Here is a 20,734-nt window from a genome sequence, read left to right on the forward strand (position 1 = left end):
AATACCTGCCAGCAATGAGACAATTCCTTAAACCTAAATTTGTGGGATACCGCACAAATTTATTTTTGAGCCGGATTGACGTTACTGGAAAGGCAAAACGAGATTGAGATTACCCTATCAAACGTGGGATGGCGAGCGGTTTCGCGCGATTTCTTATAAGAATTTGTGCATCTAAAAGTGAATCATCGGGAAAGCACAAAATAGCGGCAGCTGTGGGTAAAAAATATGCAATTACTTCATTTGTAAGATGATTAATGTGACAGGAAGATGACGCGGGCGATAAAAAGATGGACAAATAAAAAAGGGACCGAGAACGATCCCTTATGGATATAGTTAATAATATGTAAGGAAGAGATTAATTTTTACCCACTCCGCCCGGAAGCGAACGGTTAAACCAGGCGATCAATGTGTCGCTTAATGGTGTCATCAGCACCCAGGGGATGCCAATGAGGACGGCGGTCAATGAACCAACGGCAATATCGGTAAACCAGTGGGCGCCGATCATGACCCGCGGAAAAGCGAAAACGACAAAAATAGTCAAAGCAATAGCCAATGCCCGACGGCCAAAATAGCGCCACATGAAGGTGGCGAAAATCAGCAGCATCATGCCGTGATCGCCGGGAAAACTGTCTTTCGACGCATCTTTGGTCGGGAAGGCGACCACATCGCTTACTTTTACAATCTCGCTGAACGTGAGCGAGGGGCTGGCGCGTTTAACCGGCATCAGATGCTGCGCCAGCTGGTTAATGACTACCGCGAACAGCAGCATGACCAGACCGATAATGACGATCCGTCGGCGACCGGCGCTTTGCTCCTTCAACCAGAAGCTCAGCATCAGGCCGCCCATCGCCAGCAAAGAGCAGGCGTCAAAAGCCCGGTTATTGATGATAGCCAGCAGCCAGGCATAAGCCTGACTCTTTCCCACACCCTGGTTAAAGAAGTGGAAAATGGCGGAATCCAGCGGTAACCAGAAACCATGATTAACGGGCAAATACCACGAAAAAAAGAGGGCAAAGCCCGCGGCGTTAAGCAGCAGGATCAGGGGAATTCGGTTTTTAATCATAACAGTTGCGAGTTGTGTAAGACGGCGGGAAACATACCCGCCTTAACTTAAACGAAGTTTCAACAAAGAGGCTTGTAACGCATTCCAGTCGGCCTCGGATTCGGTAATCAGTTCAATACGGCTGTCCGGCGGCGCAACGTTTTGGGTTTCGATATGCAGATCAAGTCCCTGACGGTTGATGCGTACCAGACCTTCCGCAATACGCATCACGCCCTTGACGCGGGCAACCGGCGCCAGACGAGCCCACTCAAGCAGGCCAATCGTATCAAAGATTGTATCGGCATCAAAAATCCAGCCGCAGGCCTGGTAACCCTGACCGCTGTTGAGGCTCCGGCGCCAGCGCTGGTGGGCCGGCAGGCTGAGCGCGGCCAGACCTTTTTTCTGCCCGTGGCTGTGCGTATGTTCGGCACTTTCCGGCAGCGGTGTGAGATTCAGGCGCGGTAAATCCAGCAGCTGCGGGTCGATATTGCCGTGGGTGGCGCCAATATGCAGACGCTCGCCCGCGTGCTCCTGCCACCAGGCGTCAAAGGCCCGTTCGCTTTCTGCCGTCATCCGGTCCGTTTTATTGCTGATAATGACATCGGCCGCCGCCAGCTGATCGCGGAAGTTGGCGTTCGCCATCACTTTACTGTCCAGCAGCTGGCGGGGATCGAGCACGCACAGGGTGGCGCGAAGATCGATCCACGGCTCGTAGACGGCGGCGGTCAGAATATCGAGAATTTGTTTGGGATGGCCGAGCCCGGTAGGCTCAATCAGCAGACGATCCGGTTTCCCCTGGCGCAGCAGGGTATTCAACCCAACCTGCATCGGCAGGCCGTTGACGCAGCACATACAGCCGCCGGGAATTTCTTTGAGTAGCGCGCCGCTATCGGCGAGCAAAGCGCCATCGATACCCACTTCGCCAAACTCATTAACCAGCACGGCCCATTTTTCATCTGCAGGCTTGTGGGCCAGCAGATGAAGAATCGAGGTCGTTTTACCGCTGCCGAGAAACCCCGTGATCAAGTTGGTTTTGGTCACATTTTCTCCAGGATACAAATGTAATGTTGTAACAGTTGGGACTATCCTGACGAAAAAAAGGGGAAAAGAGAAGGGCTACGGCGGACAGAAAAGAATTCTGTCCGCTAAAGAGCAGCAATTGTTAAATCCCGGGCACGTTGGCGATGGCCTGGCGGGCACCGACGGCAGAAAGCTGACGCCAGGCGGCGGTGATGTGATCCACAAACAGCGTATTGCGCGGCAGATCGCGACCAAAGATTTCTTCCAGTGAGAGCAGGGCGCTGACGCGTTCCTCGTCGCGGCTGCCGGCAACCAGAGCCTGAATCTTCTCGCTCAGCGGGTCGCGAACATCAATAGCCTGACCAGCATCATCTATACCGCTGACGTAGCGCATCCAGCCTGCCACCCCGAGCGCCAGCAACGGCCAGCGGCTACCGCGCTGGAGGTGAACGCGAATACCGTCAAGCATACGTTGCGGAAGCTTCTGACTACCGTCCATCGCTATCTGCCAGGTGCGATGTTTAAGCGCTGGATTACTAAAGCGTGCGATCAGGCTGTCGGCATAGTGCGTCAGATTGACGCCTTCGATAGCAAGAGTCGGGGCCTGTTCGTCAAGCATCAGCCGGCGAGCGGCGCTGCGCAGCACCTCGTCCTGCATGCAGTCACTGATATGCGCATTGCCGGCAAGGTAGCCGAGCCAGGCAAGGAAGGAGTGGCTGCCGTTGAGCATCCGCAGCTTCATCTGTTCCCACGGCAGCACATTATCGGTCATCTGGGCGCCGGCGATTTCCCACGCCGGGCGGCCCGCCACGAAGTTATCCTCAATGACCCATTGAATAAATGGCTCACAGCTGATGGCGCAAGGGTCTTCTACGCCGAGCGTGGCGCTGATTTCAGCCAGCGATTCATCGGTAGCGGCAGGCACGATACGGTCAACCATGGTGCCGGGAAAACTGACGTGTTCAGCAATCCACTGCGCCAGTTCGGGGGCGCGCTTTTCCGCCATGCCCAGAACCGCATTTTTCACCACGTGACCGTTATCAGGAATATTATCGCAGGAGAGTACCGTAAACGGCGGCAGGCCGCGTTCGCGGCGGCGAGACAGGGCTTCAACCAGTATTCCCGGCACCGACTGCGGCAGCGCGGGATGTTCCAGATCGTGAATAATGCGCGGCTGCGTCAGGTCCAGCGTGCCGCTGGCGGGATCGATGCAGTAGCCTTTCTCCGTAATGGTGAGTGAGACAATGGCCACCTGCGGTTCGCAGAATTTTTCAATGATCGCGGGCAGAGAGTCCAGCTTTGCATTCAGACATTCATGAACGGCGCCCACGACAATCGGCTGGTTGCCGTGCGCGCCTTTTTCCAGCACGGTGAACAGGTGGTCCTGCTGACGGAGCTGGCTCATCAGTCGGTCGCCGCTGAACAGGCTAATTTCGCAGATCCCCCAGTCTCCGCCGCTGGCGTTCAGCACCCGATCGGTAAGCAGGGCCTGATGAGCGCGATGAAACGCCCCGAAGCCGAAGTGCACAATGCGCGAGCGCAGCTGGCTGCGATCGTACTGAGGAAGCTGCACGCCTTCTGGCAGCGTAGCGGTAGCAATAGTTGTCATTCTTTACACACCTGATTAACCAATGATTAACAATGCCAGTGTAAAGTTATATGACAACAAATTAAATTGGTGAGCCGTATTTATACGCTTAGTGTGAGCTGGATCAATCAATTTAGCGGGATAAATTGATCCCTGTCGAGAAGCCTGTATGGTAGTCATCATTGATGTTTGCGTTATTGGTATAACAACTTTGAGAGGGCATAGCGATGGAACAAACCTGGCGTTGGTATGGACCGAACGATCCGGTGTCGCTTGATGATGTACGGCAGGCTGGCGCGACGGGTGTGGTCACTGCGCTGCACCATATTCCTAATGGTCAAGTCTGGCCGGTTGACGAAATTAAACAGCGTCAGGCGCTGCTGGCGGAAAAAGGGCTGACGTGGTCGGTCGTGGAAAGTATCCCGGTACACGAAGAGATCAAAACCCAAAGCGGGCAGTGTGCGACCTGGATAGCCAACTACCAGCAGAGCATTCGCAACCTGGCGGCCTGCGGGATTGATACCGTGTGCTATAACTTCATGCCAATTCTCGACTGGACGCGCACTGACCTTGAGTACCAACTGCCGGACGGTTCGAAAGCATTGCGTTTTGACCAAATCGCGTTTGCCGCTTTTGAGTTACATATCCTGAAGCGCCCTGGCGCCGAGGCAGATTACAGTGAAGAGGAGCAGCGCCAGGCGCAGGCTCGTTTTGCGGCGATGAGCGCAGCGGATATTGAAAAGCTGACCCGCAATATTATTGCCGGCCTGCCGGGAGCGGAAGAAGGCTATACCCTCGAACAGTTCCGCGCACGCCTGGCGGAATACGATCATATTGATAAAGCGCAGCTGCGTGAAAATATGGCCGTCTTCCTGCGCGCTATCGTGCCGGTTTGTGAAGAGGTGGGCGTGCGGCTGGCCGTTCACCCGGACGATCCGCCGCGCCCGATCCTTGGCCTGCCGCGTATCGTTTCGACCATCGAAGATATGCAGTGGCTGAAAGAGACCGTGGACAGCATCAACAACGGCTTTACGATGTGCACCGGTTCTTACGGCGTGCGTGCCGATAACGATCTGGTGAAAATGGTCGAAACCTTCGGCGACAGGATCCACTTTACCCATCTGCGTTCGACCTGCCGTGAAGAGAACCCAAAAACGTTCCACGAAGCGGCGCATTTAACCGGTGACGTTAATATGGTGGCGGTGGTGGATGCGATTCTGAGCGAAGAGCTGCGCCGCAAGCATGCGGGCGATCTGCGTCCGATTCCGTTCCGTCCGGACCATGGCCATCAGATGCTGGACGATCTGCGTAAGAAAACCAACCCGGGCTATTCGGCGATTGGTCGCCTGAAGGGGATGGCGGAAGTACGCGGCGTTGAGCTGGCGCTGAAGATGACGAAGTATCCGGAACTGCTGTAATTCTGGCCGCGGAAAAATACAAAGGACAGCCTCTGGCTGTCCTTTTTGGTCTTACTGCCCGGCCGATGCGACGGGGGGGCTGGACAGGGCGTTTCCACCCTTATCCGACATGACGCGATCTTAGTCCGCGCGACCCATATAGCGGCTTTCTTCGATATGGATACGAATTTTCTCGCCGGTGGTCAGGTATTCCGGAACCTGAATCACCAGGCCGGTGCTCAGGGTCGCCGGTTTGGTGCGCGAGCTTGCCGAGGCGCCTTTAATGCCCGGTGCGGTTTCCACGATTTCCAGATCCACGGTCTGCGGCAGCTCCAGCGCCAGCAGCTGGCCATCCCAGGTCAGAACCTGCATGTCAGGCATGCCGCCTTCCGGAATGAACAGCAGCTCTTCTTCAATCTGCTCTTTGGTGAAGGTGTATGGCGTGTAATCTTCTTTATCCATAAACACATACTCGTTGCCGTCAACATAGGAGAAGTCAACGAAACGGCGGGTCAGGGTAACGGTATCAACGATATCGTCGCCTTTAAAGCGCTCTTCCACTTTCAGGCCGGTACGTACATCAGAGAAACGCATTTTGTACAGCGTTGCTGCGCCACGGGCGCTCGGCGACTGAATATCAATATTTTTTACAATCAGCAGCTTGCCGTTGTAATTCAGCACCATACCTTTTTTAATTTCATTCGCTCTTGGCATTGCAGTAATCCTGTCACTTAACGGTTCAAAAAATATCGCGTAAAACTACTCGTGCCGGGGCTTTCAGGCAAGCGGAATTCGCGAGTTTTGCTATCTCCGGACAAAACGTTTAGGCTGGGCCGTGAACCGCAACATCAAGAGAGTCATTTATGGAATGTCGTATCGATTGCGGTGCCTGCTGTATCGCTCCTTCTATCTCAAGCCCAATCCCCGGAATGCCTGACGGCAAGCCTGCTAACACGCGCTGCGTCCAGCTTTCGGAACAGAATCTGTGCAACATCTTCACGTCGCCGCTCAGACCAAAAGTCTGCGCCAGCCTGCAGCCCGTCCTGGAGATGTGTTCGACAAATCGCGAAGCGGCCATGACCTATCTTATCCAGCTGGAAGCGAGCACCGCGCCTTAAACGTCTTTAATGCGCCACAGGCAAAGCAATGACACCGCGCCCATGCCGAGGGCAATCCAGAAAACAGCGTGATAGCTCCAGATTTCTGCCACCACGCCCGCCAGCGAGCCGGCGATAATCCAGCCGACGCGGGTGGTATTGGTATACAGCGTGGTGGCAGCGCCGGCCTGGCCGGGCATCAGATCCTGGAAATAGAGCATGCCAATACCTGCCAGAATACCGATGAATATCGCGTTCAGCGCCTGCAGAGCCAGCAGTAAAGCGGGCGTATGCACCAGCAGCATCCCCACGTAAAACAGTATTCCTGCCGCCGCAGCGAGGCGCATCAAAAAGCGCTTACCAAAGCGTCGGGCATAATAGCCGGCAATCAGCATCGTCGGGATTTCCAGCCCGGCGGCGGTCCCCATCATCAGCCCGGCCAGCTTCTCTGATAAATGCAGCTCATTAATGATATAGAGCGGCATGTTAATGATGTACAGACTGTTGATGCCCCACATTAATGTACAGACGCTGAACAGCAGCAGCGCATCGCGGCGGTTAGTGCGCGGCGCTTCCAGATGACCTGCCGCCGCCAGCTTCTCTTTGCGCATACTGGGCAGAAAGAACCACACCATCGCCCCGCAGACCACAAAGGCGACCGCGGCGCAGAGATACATCACGGTAAAGCCGAACCCCATTGCCAGCGCGTAGGCCAGCGGCGGGCCGATCACCCACGCCAGCGAGACCTGGGCACGCAGAATGGAACTGAACATCACCGCTTCGCGGCCGGTTTTATCGGCATGCTCGCGCGCCAGGGCGAACATCTGCGGGTTGGCGGTGGAGCCGAAGCTGCTGAGGAAGACCCCGACGAAGAGCAGAATAAAGTAGTTGCGGTTCCAGGCGAACAGCAGGCAGGCCAGAACCCCAAGCAGGCAGCAAAAGACAATCAGCTGCTTGCGATCGCCCTGGCGGTCCGAGCGCCCGGCGAGAAACTGACTGACCAGAATACCGATCACCGCGCTACCGGTAAAAAAGAAGCCGACCATCGCCGGGCGCACATGCACTTCATTGGTTAAAAACAGGCTCAGGGTCGGCGTTTGCAACGCGCCGGCAATGCCCGTCAGGAAGGCAACGATCAGGAAAGCAGAAGAGGTTAAATCGAACCCGCGTCGGGGGAGGGCGGCGCTACTGTTTTGCATGGGTGGCTATCTGTAATTGTCTGAGCAGCGGAGTTTACGCCGTCACTCAGAAAATGAACAGTAGTATGGTATGGAAAATTAAAAAGCAGTTTCAAATTAGTGGTTTCAGCAAAAAGCTGAAGCCGGGCTGAATGCGAACGTCGGACTTCAGCAAAAATGTGCTGCACCTCTAATTTCCGTTATCAGGTTGATAACAGATCTTGCGCAGTGGATAAGAAAGGTACAGACTCATTGAAACGTTTCAGCGTCATCGGGAGTTTCTCCATCAGGAAGATGACGCCTTTTTTCGCAAAATAGCTGAAACGATTCAATACAGCAGGAGAGGAGAACCATGTTCCAGTTATCTGTGCAGGATATTCATCCCGGCCAGCAGGCCGGTAATAAAGAAGAGGCGATTCGTCAGGTTGCCGCCGCGCTGGTTAGCGCGGGCAACGTGGCGGAAGGCTACGTTAACGGGATGCTGGCTCGCGAGCAGCAAACCTCCACATTCCTTGGCAACGGCATTGCCATCCCGCACGGGACTACCGACACGCGTGACCAGGTGCTGAAAACCGGCGTTCAGGTCTATCAGTTTCCGCAGGGCGTGACCTGGGGAGAAGGGCAGACCGCGTACGTGGCCATCGGCATCGCCGCCAGCTCGGATGAACATCTGGGGCTTCTGCGTCAGCTGACCCACGTCCTGAGCGATGATTCAGTCGCTGAACAACTTAAATCAGCAACCACGGCGGAAGAGCTGCGGGCCCTGTTGATGGGTGAAAAGCAGAGCGAAGCGCTGAAACTGGATAATGACACGCTGAGCCTGGATATCGCTGCCAGCGACCTGATGACCTTACAGGCGCTGAACGCTGCACGTCTGAAAGAGGCTGGCGCCGTTGACGCCTCCTTCGTCAGCCGCACCATCAATGATAAGCCGCTGAACCTTGGGCAGGGCATCTGGCTGAACGACAGCGCGGAAGGCAACCTGCGCAGCGCGATTGCGGTCAGCCGTGCCGCCAGTACATTTACCGCCGATGAGCAGCCGGTCTCGCTGCTGATTACCGTCGCGATGGCAGATGAACAGCCTACCGCGGTACTGAATCGCCTGAGCAATCTGCTCATTGATAAAAAAGCTGACCGTCTGCTGAAGTCTGATGGCGCGACGTTGCTGGCGCTGCTGACCAGCGACGAGGCTATCGCCGACGACGTGCTGAGCGCCGAGTATGTGGTGCGCAATGAGCACGGGCTGCATGCCCGTCCGGGCACGATGCTGGTGAACACCATTAAACAATTTTCCAGCGACATTACCGTCACCAACCTGGACGGATCCGGCAAGCCGGCAAATGGCCGCAGCCTGATGAAAGTCGTGGCGCTGGGCGTGAAGAAAGGTCACCGTCTGCGCTTTACCGCGCAGGGTGAAGATGCGCAACAAGCGCTGGATGCGATTGGCGAAGCGATCGCCGCAGGCCTTGGGGAGGGCGCATAAATGAGCAGACGTGTAGCAACGATTACATTAAACCCGGCGTATGACCTGGTGGGTTTCACACCGGAAATTGAACGCGGGGAGGTCAACCTTGTGCGGACCACCGGTCTGCATGCCGCCGGGAAAGGTATCAACGTGGCGAAGGTGCTGAAAGATCTCGGCATTGACGTCACCGTTGGCGGTTTCCTGGGGAAAGATAACCAGGATGGTTTTCAGCAGCTGTTCAGCGAGCTGGGGATTGCCAACCGCTTCCAGGTGGTGCAGGGGCGGACGCGTATCAACGTCAAGCTGACGGAAAAAGATGGTGAAGTGACCGATTTTAACTTCTCCGGTTTTGAAGTGACCCCGGCCGACTGGGAACGCTTTGTGAATGACTCCCTGAGCTGGCTGGGCCAGTTCGACATGGTGTGCGTCAGCGGCAGCCTGCCGTCCGGCGTTAGCCCGGAAGCCTTCACTGACTGGATGGTTCGCCTGCGTAGCCAGTGTCCGTGCATTATCTTTGATAGCAGCCGTGAAGCGCTGGTCGCCGGTCTGAAAGCCGCTCCGTGGCTGGTGAAGCCAAACCGGCGCGAGCTGGAGATTTGGGCGGGCCGTAAACTGCCGGAAATGAAAGACGTGATTGATGCGGCGCATGCGCTGCGCGAGCAGGGAATTGCCCACGTGGTTATCTCGCTGGGCGAAGAAGGTGCGCTGTGGGTTAACGCCTCGGGCGAATGGATTGCGAAACCGCCTTCAGTAGAAGTGGTCAGCACCGTCGGTGCCGGGGATTCGATGGTTGGCGGCCTGATCTACGGCCTGCTGATGCGTGAATCCAGCGAGCATACGCTGCGTCTGGCCACTGCCGTCGCCGCGCTGGCGGTTAGCCAGAGCAATGTAGGTATTACCGATCGTACCCAGTTGGCCGCCATGATGGCGCGTGTCGACTTAAAACCCTTTAATTGACAGCAGGAGAGGCATAATGAAAACGCTGCTGATTATTGATGCCGGACTTGGACAGGCGCGCGCCTATATGGCGAAAACCCTGCTGGGTACCGCAGCGCATAAAGCGCATCTTGAACTGACAGATAATCCGAACGACGCTGAACTGGCGATCGTTCTTGGCGCCGCTCTGCCGGCGGATAGCGCGCTGAGCGGTAAACAGGTGTTCCTCGGCGATATTAATCGCGCCGTGGCGCATCCGGAGCTGTTCCTGAGCGAAGCGAAAAGCCATGCCACGCCGTACGCTGCTCCGGCCGCTGCGGCACTGCCGGCCTCGACCGGTGGTGCAAAACGCATCGTGGCGATCACCGCTTGCCCTACCGGCGTTGCTCATACCTTTATGGCGGCAGAAGCCATTGAAACCGAAGCCAAAAAACGCGGCTGGTGGGTGAAGGTGGAAACTCGCGGCTCGGTCGGCGCAGGTAACGCCATCACGCCGGAAGAGGTCGCGCAGGCGGATTTGGTGATTGTGGCTGCCGATATTGAAGTCGACCTGGCAAAATTTGCCGGTAAACCGATGTATCGCACTACCACCGGTCTGGCGCTGAAGAAAACCGCCCAGGAGCTGGATAAAGCCGTGGTTGAAGCGAAACCGTACCAGCCATCCGGTCAGAGCGGCCAGCAGGCTGATGCGGCGAAGAAAGAGGGCGGCGGTGCCTATCGTCACCTGTTGACCGGCGTCTCTTATATGCTGCCGATGGTCGTTGCCGGCGGTCTGTGTATCGCGCTCTCCTTTGCCTTTGGTATCAAAGCCTTTGAAGTGAAAGATACCCTGGCCGCCGCGCTGATGCAGATTGGCGGTGGTTCAGCCTTTGCGTTGATGGTTCCGGTACTGGCAGGCTTTATCGCCTTCTCCATTGCCGACCGTCCGGGCCTGACGCCGGGTCTTATCGGCGGGATGCTGGCCGTCAGCGGCGGTTCCGGCTTTATCGGCGGGATTATCGCCGGTTTCCTTGCCGGTTACGTTGCTAAACTGATCAGCACCAAATTGAAGCTGCCGCCGAGCATGGAAGCGCTGAAACCGATTCTGATCATTCCGCTGGTCTCCAGCCTGATCGTCGGCCTGGCCATGATCTATCTGATTGGTAAACCTGTTGCCGGTATTCTGGCAGGGCTGACCCACTGGCTGCAAACGATGGGAACGGCGAACGCCGTACTGTTGGGCGCAATTCTCGGCGCGATGATGTGTACCGACATGGGGGGCCCGGTGAACAAAGCAGCTTATGCCTTCGGCGTCGGTCTGCTGAGTACCCAAACCTACGCACCGATGGCGGCGATTATGGCGGCCGGTATGGTGCCACCGCTGGCAATGGGTATCGCCACGCTGGTTGCCCGCCATAAGTTTGATAAAGGCCAACGGGAAGGGGGGAAAGCGGCGCTGGTTCTGGGTCTGTGCTTTATCTCCGAAGGGGCGATTCCGTTTGCTGCCCGTGACCCGATGCGCGTCCTGCCATGCTGTATCGTAGGCGGCGCGGTGACCGGTGCTATCTCTATGGCTATCGGAGCGAAACTGATGGCGCCGCACGGCGGTCTGTTCGTGCTGCTGATTCCTGGCGCGATTACACCGGTGGTAGGTTATCTGCTGGCGATTGTTGCCGGTACCCTGGTGGCCGGTCTCTCCTACGCGGTGCTGAAACGTCCGGAAGGACAGATCGCAGAAAAAGCGGCCTGAATTATCCTCCGCAATAGAGCGTCTTAACGCAACAAAAGGGCCGAATATTCGGCCCTTTTCTATTCTACGTATCTACATCTCAGTACGTTTCACCCGGCCGGCCGGCGTCAGGCCGAGGCCTCTTCCGTTTGCTGCGCCCGCAGCCAGGCAATCTCTTCGGCCCAGATATCCGGGTTAATGGTTTCCAGAATCAGCGGGATACCATCGAAGCGGCTGTCCTGCATGATCCAGCGGAAAGCGTCGTGGCCGATATTGCCTTCGCCCAGGCTGTGGTGGCGGTCAACGCGGCTGCCGAAGGCGCTTTTGGCATCGTTGAGGTGCATGCCGCGCAGATAGCGGAAACCGACAATGCGTTCGAAGTCGGCGAAGGTTTTCTCACACGCTTCTGCGCTACGCAGGTCATAACCGGCGGCAAAGGCGTGGCAGGTATCAATACAAACGCCGACGCGGGATTTGTCCTCCACGCCGTCAATAATGGCGGCCAGGTGTTCAAACTGAAAGCCGAGGTTGCTGCCCTGGCCGGCGGTATTTTCAATGACTGCGGTCACGCCTTCGGTTTTAGCCAGCGCAATATTAATGGACTCGGCAATACGCGCCAGGCACTCGTCTTCCGGTATTTGCTGCAGGTGGCTGCCGGGATGGAAATTGAGCAGCGTCAGTCCGAGCTGCTGGCAGCGGCTCAGTTCATCAATAAAGGCATCGCGCGATTTTTCCAGCGCCTCCTCAACCGGGTGGCCGAGGTTAATCAGGTAGCTGTCGTGCGGCAGGATTTGTCCAGGACCAAAGCGGTATTTTTCGCAGGCGGCTTTGAATTCAGCAATCGTTTCGTCGCTGAGTGGGGCAGCTCGCCATTGCCGCTGGTTCTTGGTAAACAGCGCGAAGGCGGTGGCGTCGATTTCCGCGGCGCGAATGGCTGCATTGGCCAGTCCGCCGGAGGCGCTGACGTGCGCTCCAATGTATTTCATAAAAAAGCTCCAGTTAAGCCGCTGGGTGGAGAGTAATGATAGCGGCTTAACTGCAGAGTTACATCAACGAATGCGGGCGTTCACACGAGCGGGTTAGGCCATCAGGCTGTGAATCACCAGGTTGATGGCGCCGCCGCCGACGATCAGCCAGACGAACAGGACCAGGGCCATCAGCAGCGGTTTAGCACCGGCTTTTTTCAGCGCGCTGACGTGAGTGGTCAGCCCCAGCGCGGCCATCGCCATCGCCAGCAGGACGGTATCGAGCGTCACCAGCATGTCGACGACCGGTTTTGGCAGCAGGTGGAAAGAGTTAAACACCGCCACCAGAATGAACAGGATGGCAAACCACGGAATGGTGATTTTGCTTTTTTCTCCCTGGCCTTCTGGCGCCAGCTGTTTGACGCGAGCGGCCATAAACAGCAGGAACGGAGCCAGCATCATCACGCGCAGCATTTTCGCAATCACCGCGGCGTTTTCTGCATCCGGGCTGATAGCATGTCCTGCGGCCACCACCTGCGCCACCTCATGCATCGTGGAGCCCATATAGATGCCATAGGCTTCCGGGGTGAACCAGTGCGCCAGCATCGGGTACATCGCCGGATAGAGGAAGATAGCCAGGGTACCAAAAATCACCACCGTAGCCACCGCGACGGTCACTTTACTGGCTTCCGCCTTGACGACCGGTTCGGTAGCCAGAATCGCGGCGGCGCCGCAGATGCTGCTACCGGCGCCAATCAGCCAGCTGGTATGTTTGTCGAGGCCGAAGACCTTCTGCCCGAGGTAACAGGCGATAAAAAAGGTGCTGGTCAGCGTCAGCACGTCAATAGCGATACCGCTGACGCCGACATCGGCGATTTGGGCGAACGTCAGGCGAAACCCGTATAAAATAATGCCGAGTCGTAACAGATGCTGTTTGGCAAAGATCACGCCGCCATCGCAGGATTGCCAGAGCTTAGGGTAAAGCGTGTTACCGATGACCATACCGAATAAGATGGCCAGCGTCAGTGCGCTGAAGCCGGCGCCGGCGATAGCGGAAAAGCTACCAGCCCAAAGCGCAGCGCCGGTCAGAACGGCGGTCAGCGCAAGTCCCGGGATAAAATGCCATAGGGTGCGATGTTTAGTCGGTAAAGTGAGTGCTGTCATAACCTTCTCCTTTGTCTGTGTAAAGATTACGACGTGCTGGTTTAAATATAAAATTGATTATATATTTATAATCAATCGAAATAAGTGGTATACCCGGCATACTTCAAGCTGCATGCAGCCTTGGCTGCGCGCACTTGCCCCAGTAAGCGCCTGGGACTCGCTCTCTGGCCGTATGACGCTGCTTTGGGGCCAGCGCCAGCGCAGGACAAAACGGTTAACCGTTTTGTCCTGCAACTCGAATTATTCAGGGGATATGCGAAGATTTTCGCGTTTTGGGTGGCATTCCCACGATCGGCGGGTTGTCGGAGAATCACGCTGCATACAAATGAAGGCAGGATGAGTTATGCATATCACGCTACGGCAGCTGGAAGTGTTTGCTGAGGTGCTTAAGAGCGGGTCAACGACCCAGGCGTCGCAGATGCTGGCGCTTTCACAATCAGCGGTCAGCGCGGCGCTGACCGATCTGGAAGGGCAGCTGGGCGTGCAGCTGTTTGACCGCGTCGGCAAGCGGCTGGTAGTGAACGAACATGGCCGGCTTCTCTACCCGCGGGCGCTGGCATTACTGGAGCGCGCGCTGGAGATTGAACAGCTGTTTCGCGGCGATAATGGCGCGATCCGGGTGTATGCCAGCAGCACTATCGGCAACTATATCCTGCCGGAAATTATCGCCCACTATCGCCGTGATTTTCCCGACCTGCCGCTGGAGCTGAGCGTGGGTAATAGCCAGGACGTGATTAATGCGGTAGCCGATCTGCGGGTGGATATCGGGCTTATCGAAGGGCCGTGTCATGCGGCAGACATTATCGCCGAGCCATGGCTGGAAGATGAACTCGTGGTGTTCGCCGCGCCGGATTCGCCGCTGCTCGAAGGGGAGGTGACGCTGCAACGGCTGGCGGAAGCGCCATGGATCCTGCGTGAACATGGCTCCGGCACCCGCGAAATCGTTGACTACCTGCTGCTGTCGCACCTGCCGGCGTTTCATCTGGGCATGGAGCTCGGCAATTCGGAAGCCATCAAACACGCCGTGCGTCACGGTCTGGGCATCAGCTGTCTCTCCCGGCGGGTTATCGCCGAACAGCTGGAGGTGGGATCGCTGGTTGAACTGCCGGTCCCGCTGCCTAATCTGACCCGCACCCTGTGGCGGATTCACCATCGGCAAAAGCATATTTCCAAGGCATTACAACGTTTTCTGCACTACTGTCAGGTGTAAATTATCGGCGGTTAGCAAGGGTATTATCGTGAGAGATCAGCATATTATGACTGGCATTTCCGGGGATTAGTGCTTTACTAATAATCCATTGTCGATCATGAAGCTCTCTTATAACTTCGCATTTGTACCGGATAGAACCCGGATCGTCTGCTACAATCGCGCCTCGTTTTTTGGATGGATAGCATTTTCACATGGTTTCGGATACTAAAACCACAGAAGCGCCCGGCCTACGCCGTGAACTGAAGGCGCGCCACTTGACCATGATCGCTATTGGCGGTTCCATCGGTACAGGTCTTTTCGTTGCATCTGGTGCAACTATTTCTCAGGCAGGCCCCGGCGGCGCACTGCTTTCCTATATTCTGATCGGTCTGATGGTCTATTTCCTGATGACCAGCCTGGGCGAACTGGCGGCGTATATGCCGGTATCTGGTTCCTTTGCGACCTATGGTCAGAATTATGTCGAAGAGGGCTTTGGCTTCGCGCTGGGCTGGAACTACTGGTATAACTGGGCGGTGACCATCGCCGTTGACCTCGTGGCGTCTCAGCTGGTAATGAGTTACTGGTTCCCGGATACGCCGGGTTGGATCTGGAGCGCCCTGTTCCTCGGTATTATGTTCCTGCTGAACTGGATCTCGGTTAAAGGCTTTGGCGAAGCGGAATACTGGTTCTCGCTGATCAAAGTGGCCACCGTTATCATCTTTATTGTTGTCGGCGTGATGATGATCGTCGGTATCTTTAAAGGCGCGCAGCCTGCGGGCTGGAGCAACTGGGCCATCGATGACGCGCCGTTTGCCGGTGGTTTCTCCGCGATGATAGGCGTCGCAATGATCGTTGGTTTCTCATTCCAGGGCACCGAGCTTATTGGGATTGCCGCGGGCGAATCCGAAAATCCGGAAAAGAATATTCCGCGCGCGGTACGGCAGGTGTTCTGGCGTATCCTGCTGTTCTATGTGTTCGCGATTTTGATTATCAGTCTGATCATTCCGTATACCGACCCCAGCCTGCTGCGTAATGACGTCAAAGACATTTCCGTCAGCCCGTTCACCCTGGTGTTCCAGCATGCGGGTCTGCTGTCTGCGGCGGCAATCATGAACGCGGTTATCCTGACGGCGGTGCTGTCGGCGGGTAACTCGGGAATGTATGCGTCAACGCGTATGCTCTATACCCTGGCCTGCGATGGCAAAGCCCCGCGCATCTTCTCGAAGCTGTCCCGTGGCGGCGTGCCGCGTAATGCGCTGTATGCCACGACGGTGATTGCCGCGCTGTGCTTCCTGAGCTCAATGTTTGGTAACCAGACCGTTTACCTGTGGTTACTGAACACCTCCGGGATGACCGGTTTCATCGCCTGGCTGGGGATCGCCATCAGCCACTATCGTTTCCGTCGCGGCTACGTGCTGCAGGGCAACGATCTGAACAATCTGCCGTACCGTTCAGGGTTCTTCCCGCTGGGGCCAATTTTTGCCTTCGTACTGTGCCTGATTATCACGCTCGGCCAGAACTATGAAGCGTTCCTGAAAGACACCATCGACTGGGGGGGCGTGGCCGCAACCTATATCGGTATCCCGCTGTTCCTGGTGATCTGGTTTGGTTATAAGCTGGCAAAAGGTACCCGTTTCGTCCGCTATAGCGAAATGAAGTTCCCGCAGCGATTTAAAGGCTGACGCTTGTTTTAATCGTTCCCGTAAAACCCTCTTTTAAAGAGGGTTTTTTTATATCTGTATCTCTTACAAATTGATACAGTTCTTCATAATTTTATTGATAATCAAAATCATTATCTTTATCATCCTCATCAAAATCAGGATGAAGCCAATCTCCCTGTCTTGCCGGTCGTGAACAACCAGCAAGGGGCGACCAGCCACGTCAACTGTAAAAAAGACCGCGCGTACCGCCAATGAGCGGTGCGCCGACAGTACGTGTTAATTGCACCTTTTGTTTGATTCGTTATAGACCTCATGGAGATATGGAATGTTCAGGTTAAACCCTTTTGTCCGGGCGGGATTGTGCGCATCCGTCGTATCGCTGGCGTTTCCGGCCGTAGCCGAAGTGAATGAAGAAACGCTGGTTGTCACCGCCGCGGCGACTGAACAGAGCGTAAAAGACGCTCCTGCCAGTATCAGCGTGATTACTCAGCAAGATCTGCAGCGCCGCCCGGTTCAGAACCTGAAAGACGTCCTGCGCGACGTGCCTGGCGTGCAGCTCACCAACGAAGGCGATAACCGCAAGGGCGTCAGCATTCGCGGCCTCGACAGCAGCTATACGCTGATTCTGGTCGACGGCAAACGCGTCAACTCGCGCAACGCGGTCTTCCGCCATAACGATTTCGATTTAAACTGGATCCCGGTCGATGCCATTGAACGCATTGAAGTAGTCCGCGGCCCGATGTCCTCCCTCTATGGTTCCGATGCCCTCGGCGGCGTGGTGAACATCATCACCAAAAAAGTCGGCCAGAAGTGGACCGGGACCCTGAGCGCCGATACCACGGTTCAGGAACATCGCGATCGCGGTGATACTTACAACGGTCAGTTCTTTACCAGCGGCCCGCTGATTGACGGCGTGCTGGGGATGAAAGCCTACGGCAACCTCGCAAAACGCGCGAAAGACGACCCGCAGTCCTCCAGCAATGCCGCCGGCGAAACGCCGCGAATTGAAGGCTTTACCAGCCGCGATGGCAACGTTGAGTTTGCCTGGACGCCGACCGATAACCAGGACATCACCGCCGGCTATGGCTTCGATCGTCAGGATCGCGATTCCGACTCCCTCGACCGCAACCGTCTGGAACGCCAGAACTACTCCCTGAGTCATAACGGCCGTTGGGACGTGGGTAATAGCGAACTGAAGTTTTATGGCGAAAAAGTCGATAACAAAAACCCGGGCCAGGACGGCACGATCACCTCTGAAAGCAATGCCGTTGACGGCAAGTACGTGCTGCCGCTGGGGATGATTAATCAGCTGCTGACCTTCGGTGGGGAATGGCGCCACGATAAACTGAAAGATCCGGTCAATCTGAGTAGCGGCGGGAAATCCACCTCTGCCAGCCAGTACGCGCTGTTTGTTGAGGATGAGTGGCGGATTTTCGAACCGCTGGCCCTGACCACCGGTATTCGTATGGACGACCATCAAACCTACGGCGATCACTGGAGTCCGCGTGCTTACCTCGTCTATAACGCAACCGATACGGTCACCGTAAAAGGCGGCTGGGCGACGGCCTTTAAAGCGCCGTCGTTGTTGCAGCTGAACCCAGACTGGACCACCAACTCCTGCCGTGGCTCGTGCAGCATCATTGGTAACCCGGACCTGAAGCCGGAAACCAGCGAAAGCTTCGAACTTGGCCTCTACTACCGCGGTGAAGAGGGGCTGCTGGATGGCGTAGAAGGTAGCGTGACCACCTTCCAGAATAACGTCGACGATATGATCGATATCCTGCGAACCTCCAGCGCCAGCGAAGCGCCGGGCTACCCGAACTTTGTTGGCTGGAAAACGGTAAACGGTAAACGCGTACCGGTCTTCCGCTACTTCAACGTCAATAAAGCGCGCATCAAAGGGGTGGAAACCGAAGTCAAAGTGCCGTTCGGCGATGAGTGGAAGCTGACGGTGAACTACACCTATAACGATGGCCGCGATCTCAGCAACGGTGGCGATAAACCGCTGCAATCGCTGCCGTTCCACACCGCCAACGGGACGCTGGACTGGAAGCCGCTGGATGACTGGTCCTTCTACGTCACCGCGAATTATACCGGCGAGCAGCGCGCTGTCAGCGCAACCTCGAAAACCCCGGGCGGCTACACCATGTTTGATATCGGTGCGGCCTGGCAGGTGACGAAGAGCGTGAAGCTGCGTTCAGGCGTGCTGAACGTGGGGGATAAAGATCTGAGCCGCGACGACTATAGCTATACCGAAGAAGGCCGTCGCTACTTTATGGCCGTGGACTACCGCTTCTGATCGACGCAGAAAGAGGGCAGATGGCAACGTCTGTCTGCCCCTGGATAAACGTCTGGCCGACTTTGCATCATGATGGCCAGACCTTATGCCGCCGTCGGTGTTACCTGAATGCCGACGGTTATCTGTTTTTGCGGATGTTTTTCAATACACTGGCGCCGCTATCGCCCAAACAGGCGCGGCGCGAAATGGCGTATACACTATAGGGAGAGACGCTCCCATTCTCTATCAGGATGGATGACTTCCTCAGGTTTGTTCAGAACTGAAATTCGACGGTGAGTGGTAAAATTCACCGCTTATTTCCGCGGGTGTCCGGGACACATTCAGAGGGCAGGGTAAAGATTGAGAACATGACTGGCGTCATGGCGCTCGATGGGGAGCACGTCGAGGTTATTCATTAATCGCATCTCCATTGGCAGAGAACAATAATGCGCAATGTCATCCTCCCTGTTTTCGTTGCTCTGTTTTTTATCCTCGTCGGCGTGTCTATTTTGAATATGCAGCTGTGGTACTCCGCAAGAATCAATAGTGCCAATGCCGCACGTCATGCCGCGAAAAGAATCGACGCCATTCTTGAGGAGGCGCGCCAGGCGACAACGACCGCGCTGGATGTGGCGAGCAAGGGCTGCACGCCGGAAGGTCAGTTTCAGCTTGGGACGGAGGCGGCGCTCAAACCGCACCTCAGAACAATTTTGATTATTAAAGACAATAAAATCTGGTGTTCTTCACTGCCGGGAAATCGGGTCCTGCTGTTGAATTTCAACGATATGTCGGACTCCCGGTTAATGCTGGTTCCGGCAAGAAACACCGTGAACAATCGGCCGATCCTTGCCTGGCAAACGCGTTTTCCGCTCGGAAAAACCGTCATCAGCATTAGCGATGTGCATATTCGTGATGCGTTAAGCAGTAACATACAGAATACGCAATTTGCCTTAGTGGTGGGTGAGCGGGCTATCGGAACTTCAGGTGATGTCAGAAACACCGACTTAACCAGCAGTTCCAGCGCCCGTTTCCGATCGGCCGAATTTATGTTTGATATTGAATACAATCTGCCGGCGGTTTTTAGTGTTAAACGAATGATTAATCAAGGGGCTGGTTTGTTGATCTTTATTCTGTTCGTGGCATGCATCCTGGCCTGGATCCTGCTGAAGTATGCGAACAAATACACGACCCCCGAGGATAACTTACGTAAAGCCATTGCGAACGGGGAGATCGTGCCTTTTTACCAGCCGGTGGTAAATGGTCGCAGTGGGGCCATCTATGGCGTCGAGGTGTTGGCCAGATGGAAGCACCCGCAACTTGGCCTTATTTCACCGGTAACATTTATCCCCCTCGCGGAACGAACGGGACTGATTATTCCCTTAACCCAAAGCCTTATGGCGCAGGTGGTGGCGCAGATGAACAACATCGCCAGCAAACTGCCCGATGGTTTTCATATTGGTATCAACTTCAGCGCTTCACATATCAGCTCGCCTCAGTTTATGGATGACTGTCTGAAATACCGCGACGGTTTCCACAAGCCAAATTTAACGCTGGTGCTGGAAGTCACCGAACGTGAACCGCTACACGTTGATGAGCAGCTGATCGCTAATTTGAACACCCTGCACGCCCGCGGGTTTACGATTGCGCTGGATGATTTTGGTACCGGGTATTCAGGGCTGTCTTATCTTCATGATTTGAAAATTGACTACATAAAGATCGATAAAAGCTTTGTCGGTCGGGTGAACGGCCTCGATGAATCGACGAAGTTGCTGGACTGCGTGCTTGAAATGGCGCGCAAGCTCTCATTACGTATTGTGGCTGAAGGCGTTGAAACGGTAGAACAGCTGAATTATCTCAACCGGAAAAATATCACCCTGTTACAGGGCTATTATTTTTTTAAACCGGTTCCCTATATTGAGCTGATAAAAATACTGCTGTCGAAAAATAAAGAAACGGTGATTGTTGAATAACTCATGTCTTGCAACGGCGGCCGGGCGAGCGGGAAACGGTGTGCCGCGACCGAGGCGGCGGCATACCGGCAGGAAA

At 55.6% G+C, this 20,734-nt stretch carries 16 protein-coding genes; 9 read left to right on the top strand and 7 right to left on the bottom strand.

Annotated elements, in window-relative coordinates:
* Window positions 1–355 precede the first annotated feature (355 nt).
* From GRPL_RS13825 to GRPL_RS13815, 3 genes are all read right to left on the bottom strand, one after another.
* Window positions 356–1,063 carry a phosphatase PAP2 family protein gene (locus tag GRPL_RS13825; protein WP_032699104.1) on the bottom strand — a complete coding sequence of 236 codons (708 nt, stop codon included), beginning with the start codon at window positions 1,061–1,063 and terminating at the stop codon, window positions 356–358.
* Window positions 1,064–1,105: 42 nt separating this feature from the next.
* The gene (locus GRPL_RS13820; RefSeq protein ID WP_032699106.1) at window positions 1,106–2,083 is read right to left on the bottom strand and encodes a CobW family GTP-binding protein; all 978 of its coding nucleotides are present in this window, start codon (window positions 2,081–2,083) and stop codon (window positions 1,106–1,108) included.
* 121 nt (window positions 2,084–2,204) lie between these two features.
* Entirely contained in the window at window positions 2,205–3,671 is a 1,467-nt protein-coding gene (locus tag GRPL_RS13815) for a mannitol dehydrogenase family protein (RefSeq protein WP_032695445.1), read from the bottom strand.
* A gap of 206 nt (window positions 3,672–3,877) precedes the next feature.
* On the opposite strand from GRPL_RS13815, the gene uxuA reads away from it, so the two are divergent.
* Window positions 3,878–5,068, top strand: a complete 1,191-nt coding sequence (gene uxuA, locus GRPL_RS13810; RefSeq protein WP_032686695.1) for a mannonate dehydratase — start codon at window positions 3,878–3,880, stop codon at window positions 5,066–5,068.
* 120 nt (window positions 5,069–5,188) lie between these two features.
* On the opposite strand, the gene yeiP is transcribed toward uxuA, so the two are convergent.
* Window positions 5,189–5,761, bottom strand: a complete 573-nt coding sequence (gene yeiP, locus GRPL_RS13805; protein WP_004864815.1) for an elongation factor P-like protein YeiP — start codon at window positions 5,759–5,761, stop codon at window positions 5,189–5,191.
* 149 nt (window positions 5,762–5,910) lie between these two features.
* On the opposite strand from yeiP, the gene GRPL_RS13800 reads away from it, so the two are divergent.
* Window positions 5,911–6,165 (top strand): YkgJ family cysteine cluster protein, encoded by a 255-nt coding sequence (locus GRPL_RS13800; protein ID WP_032699108.1) that lies wholly within the window; start codon window positions 5,911–5,913, stop codon window positions 6,163–6,165.
* Here GRPL_RS13800 and setB read toward each other — a convergent pair.
* Window positions 6,162–7,343, bottom strand: a complete 1,182-nt coding sequence (setB, locus tag GRPL_RS13795) for a sugar efflux transporter SetB (protein ID WP_032686698.1) — start codon at window positions 7,341–7,343, stop codon at window positions 6,162–6,164. The genes GRPL_RS13800 and setB overlap by 4 nt on opposite strands.
* 331 nt (window positions 7,344–7,674) lie before the next feature.
* On the opposite strand from setB, the gene fruB reads away from it, so the two are divergent.
* From fruB to fruA, 3 genes are read left to right on the top strand one after another with little or no spacing between them, the layout of a single operon-like run.
* Entirely contained in the window at window positions 7,675–8,805 is a 1,131-nt protein-coding gene (gene fruB, locus GRPL_RS13790) for a fused PTS fructose transporter subunit IIA/HPr protein (RefSeq protein WP_015583837.1), read from the top strand.
* Window positions 8,806–9,744: a 1-phosphofructokinase gene (fruK, locus tag GRPL_RS13785; protein WP_004864796.1), complete on the top strand. Its 939-nt coding sequence runs from the start codon at window positions 8,806–8,808 to the stop codon at window positions 9,742–9,744.
* A gap of 16 nt (window positions 9,745–9,760) precedes the next feature.
* A complete protein-coding gene (gene fruA / locus GRPL_RS13780; protein ID WP_032699110.1) occupies window positions 9,761–11,452 on the top strand; it encodes a PTS fructose transporter subunit IIBC in 1,692 nt (563 codons plus the stop codon).
* A gap of 107 nt (window positions 11,453–11,559) precedes the next feature.
* Here fruA and nfo read toward each other — a convergent pair whose 3' ends face one another.
* Window positions 11,560–12,417, bottom strand: a complete 858-nt coding sequence (gene nfo / locus GRPL_RS13775) for a deoxyribonuclease IV (RefSeq protein WP_004864792.1) — start codon at window positions 12,415–12,417, stop codon at window positions 11,560–11,562.
* A 93-nt stretch (window positions 12,418–12,510) separates the two neighbouring features.
* Window positions 12,511–13,560 (bottom strand): YeiH family protein, encoded by a 1,050-nt coding sequence (locus GRPL_RS13770; RefSeq protein ID WP_032695440.1) that lies wholly within the window; start codon window positions 13,558–13,560, stop codon window positions 12,511–12,513.
* 343 nt (window positions 13,561–13,903) lie between these two features.
* On the opposite strand from GRPL_RS13770, the gene yieE reads away from it, so the two are divergent.
* From yieE to GRPL_RS13750, 4 genes are all read left to right on the top strand, one after another.
* On the top strand, window positions 13,904–14,770 hold the full coding sequence (yieE, locus tag GRPL_RS13765; RefSeq protein WP_032686701.1) for a DNA-binding transcriptional regulator YeiE: 867 nt from the start codon (window positions 13,904–13,906) through the stop codon (window positions 14,768–14,770).
* A gap of 191 nt (window positions 14,771–14,961) precedes the next feature.
* Window positions 14,962–16,431 (top strand): amino acid permease, encoded by a 1,470-nt coding sequence (locus GRPL_RS13760; protein WP_032686702.1) that lies wholly within the window; start codon window positions 14,962–14,964, stop codon window positions 16,429–16,431.
* 304 nt (window positions 16,432–16,735) lie between these two features.
* Window positions 16,736–18,709 carry a catecholate siderophore receptor CirA gene (gene cirA / locus GRPL_RS13755; RefSeq protein ID WP_032699112.1) on the top strand — a complete coding sequence of 658 codons (1,974 nt, stop codon included), beginning with the start codon at window positions 16,736–16,738 and terminating at the stop codon, window positions 18,707–18,709.
* A gap of 425 nt (window positions 18,710–19,134) precedes the next feature.
* Window positions 19,135–20,658 (top strand): EAL domain-containing protein, encoded by a 1,524-nt coding sequence (locus tag GRPL_RS13750; RefSeq protein ID WP_032699113.1) that lies wholly within the window; start codon window positions 19,135–19,137, stop codon window positions 20,656–20,658.
* Window positions 20,659–20,734 lie beyond the last annotated feature (76 nt).

Origin of the sequence: Klebsiella planticola ATCC 33531 (assembly GCF_000735435.1) — a bacterium.
In the GTDB taxonomy this organism is placed as follows: domain Bacteria; phylum Pseudomonadota; class Gammaproteobacteria; order Enterobacterales; family Enterobacteriaceae; genus Klebsiella; species Klebsiella planticola.

What these genes read in the sequence shown, in the direction of transcription:
- GRPL_RS13825 (WP_032699104.1), bottom strand. Translation starts at nt 1,063, where the DNA reads ATGATTAAAAACCGAATTCCCCTGATCCTGCTGCTTAACGCCGCGGGC.
- GRPL_RS13815 (WP_032695445.1), bottom strand. Translation starts at nt 3,671, where the DNA reads ATGACAACTATTGCTACCGCTACGCTGCCAGAAGGCGTGCAGCTTCCT.
- uxuA (WP_032686695.1), top strand. Translation starts at nt 3,878, where the DNA reads ATGGAACAAACCTGGCGTTGGTATGGACCGAACGATCCGGTGTCGCTT.
- yeiP (WP_004864815.1), bottom strand. Translation starts at nt 5,761, where the DNA reads ATGCCAAGAGCGAATGAAATTAAAAAAGGTATGGTGCTGAATTACAAC.
- GRPL_RS13800 (WP_032699108.1), top strand. Translation starts at nt 5,911, where the DNA reads ATGGAATGTCGTATCGATTGCGGTGCCTGCTGTATCGCTCCTTCTATC.
- setB (WP_032686698.1), bottom strand. Translation starts at nt 7,343, where the DNA reads ATGCAAAACAGTAGCGCCGCCCTCCCCCGACGCGGGTTCGATTTAACC.
- fruB (WP_015583837.1), top strand. Translation starts at nt 7,675, where the DNA reads ATGTTCCAGTTATCTGTGCAGGATATTCATCCCGGCCAGCAGGCCGGT.
- fruK (WP_004864796.1), top strand. Translation starts at nt 8,806, where the DNA reads ATGAGCAGACGTGTAGCAACGATTACATTAAACCCGGCGTATGACCTG.
- fruA (WP_032699110.1), top strand. Translation starts at nt 9,761, where the DNA reads ATGAAAACGCTGCTGATTATTGATGCCGGACTTGGACAGGCGCGCGCC.
- nfo (WP_004864792.1), bottom strand. Translation starts at nt 12,417, where the DNA reads ATGAAATACATTGGAGCGCACGTCAGCGCCTCCGGCGGACTGGCCAAT.
- GRPL_RS13770 (WP_032695440.1), bottom strand. Translation starts at nt 13,560, where the DNA reads ATGACAGCACTCACTTTACCGACTAAACATCGCACCCTATGGCATTTT.
- yieE (WP_032686701.1), top strand. Translation starts at nt 13,904, where the DNA reads ATGCATATCACGCTACGGCAGCTGGAAGTGTTTGCTGAGGTGCTTAAG.
- GRPL_RS13760 (WP_032686702.1), top strand. Translation starts at nt 14,962, where the DNA reads ATGGTTTCGGATACTAAAACCACAGAAGCGCCCGGCCTACGCCGTGAA.
- cirA (WP_032699112.1), top strand. Translation starts at nt 16,736, where the DNA reads ATGTTCAGGTTAAACCCTTTTGTCCGGGCGGGATTGTGCGCATCCGTC.
- GRPL_RS13750 (WP_032699113.1), top strand. Translation starts at nt 19,135, where the DNA reads ATGCGCAATGTCATCCTCCCTGTTTTCGTTGCTCTGTTTTTTATCCTC.